Source organism: uncultured Campylobacter sp., assembly GCF_938045625.1.
Lineage (GTDB): Bacteria > Campylobacterota > Campylobacteria > Campylobacterales > Campylobacteraceae > Campylobacter_A.
The window spans coordinates 1-2106 of record NZ_CALIAV010000081.1 but is presented as its reverse complement, the minus strand read 5'-3'; the positions used below and the strand labels follow the sequence as shown (position 1 = coordinate 2106).

The following is a 2106-nucleotide window of genomic DNA, read 5'->3' as shown; positions in this document are numbered from 1 at the left end:
AGTGCAGTGGTTGCACGCCATGACTTGGTAGTTCCATCTTTTCAGTCCGATAACCAGATCGTCGTATTTTGGATCCCAGTCGTCAAACGGCGAGATATGAAGTCCGCCGTAAAGCCCGTAGAGCTGGTCGTTGTCGTACTTAAGCTCCTTATGCGCGGAGTCCGAAAAAGTAATGATGCCTTGATGGCAGCAGCCCGTGATACTCACTAGGCCTTTGTCTTTGACGTTTACGAAGATCGACTGCTCGCCAAAAACCCTCGTAATGATAGGGCAATCATAGCAAAACGTGCACATTCCGGGCTCGATCTCATTTCTGCCCTTTTTAAACACTACAAGCTCGCCTTTATGACCCGAATCCTTGATATATTGTCTGCCCTCCGGGTAAAATCCTTCGTGTATGATGATCCTGATGTCGGGCTTATACTTTAAAACGACGGGTAGCGCCCAAAAGTGATCGTAGTGCTCGTGCGACATTATGAGGGTGTCTATCTCGCCGTTTTGCAGCATCTTATCGATCCCCTCCCGCTTAAAGCACTCGTGCATCCACTTATATGACCAGCCGCAATCAAGCAAATATTTTTTCTTTTCGCCGTTTAGACGCTCTATCTCTATGAGGGCGGAGTAGCCGCCAGCGTTATCGGGATTTACGGATAGCTTTTTGGTTACCTCCCACGCCTCATCTATTTTATCCGGCAAAAGATGCTTGATTTGCGAAATTCCCTCTTCGTAGCTACCTTTAGCAAGCCCTTTGCCGTTACCGAACGGAGGCCAGTTAAATAGATATTGATTGACTAGCAGTCCGCCTGCGCCTTTAATGTCTCCCATCAGCATCGAGTTATCAAACCAGCTCGTTTCGGAGATATTAGTAACCTCGACGCTTTTAATCGCGCCAAAATCGGTCATCTTTCGCACTTCATCCGGAAGAAAAAATTCTCTCGCAGGAGAGTATGAAAACACTCCCATCGATGCGAGCGCGCCAAGTCCTATGCCCGCCGCACCGCCTTTTATAAAATCTCTTCTAGCTTCATTCATCTCAGATCCTTTATTTAAAAATTGTAAGCATATTGCCCACGGCAGGCGCTAGATAAACTACGGCGAGATAGATGATCACGCCTATGATAAAGCCTACCACCAAGCCTTTAATGGAATTTTTATTTCCAAAATCGTCTTCCTCGCCTGCTTCCTCCGCCTCTTCCTTCTTGCCGGCAAGCTTCCAGCCCGGCCAGCCGTCCATAAACCAGTAATTTATCAGCATGACGTTGATAAACCAGATCATCGGAATCATCGGGAATTGTTGCGGGTGCGAAAAGCCCTTTTGAGTGCCTAGTAAAAAGTGAGAGACCTGATAATAGACGTAGTATAGAACGATAGCCGCTACCATGCTTATGATCGTTCTAAGAAGGATATTGACGGGCTTTGAAAATTTATTGACCGCGTTGTTGCAGTAAAATTTAATAAACAACACCGGCACGAGCCAAAATATAGCTATCTCGCCTACGTGCAGCCATCGCCAATCGGGCGCGAAGAGCCTTCTGTCGCCTCTAATATGCACGCCCCAGATGAGCTCTTGCAGATAGTAAAAGAAGAATGAAAAGCAAAACGCCATCGCTATAATGCCGAAAAACGACGCCACCCTTCTAAGCCAGTTCGTCTTAATAAGGCTAAAAGGATACCTCTCCCAGATAGTTTCATACACCCACACCATAACGGTACAGCACATAATCCACGCGATATTGAAATTTCCGTGCACCGTATCGGCGAAGTTGTGCCACCAAGGCGGAGTAATGGATGTGTATTTTTGCCACGGATCGAATAAAATTCCCATTTGCGAGTGGAAAAATACGAAATATACGATCATACTTAGCAAAAAAGTCCAGATAAAAACGGTAAAACCTTTAACGGGCTGCTTTAGCTTCTGCCACGGCGAATTATCCGCAGCCACCACCCAAGAAGGGCTGAGCCAGGACGCGATAGCGGCAAACATCAAAATAGCCTGTGCCGAGTACTCAAGCGCGTAAAAATCGGTTATGCCAAGCTCCGCAAGCCTTCGCGGACTAAAATACGATATGGCAAGCTCGCCTAAAATAAATTCGAAGAATATCTTTA

At 46.5% G+C, this 2106-nt stretch carries 2 protein-coding genes; both read right to left on the bottom strand.

Annotated features, from left to right (window positions below):
• On the bottom strand, positions 1–1032 hold a 1032-nt coding region (locus Q0386_RS07795; protein ID WP_299029435.1), incomplete at its 3' end, for an MBL fold metallo-hydrolase.
• Positions 1033–1042: 10 nt separating this feature from the next.
• Positions 1043–2106, bottom strand: a 1064-nt coding sequence (locus Q0386_RS07790; RefSeq protein ID WP_299029433.1) for a hypothetical protein, incomplete at its 5' end; no start/stop codon positions are given.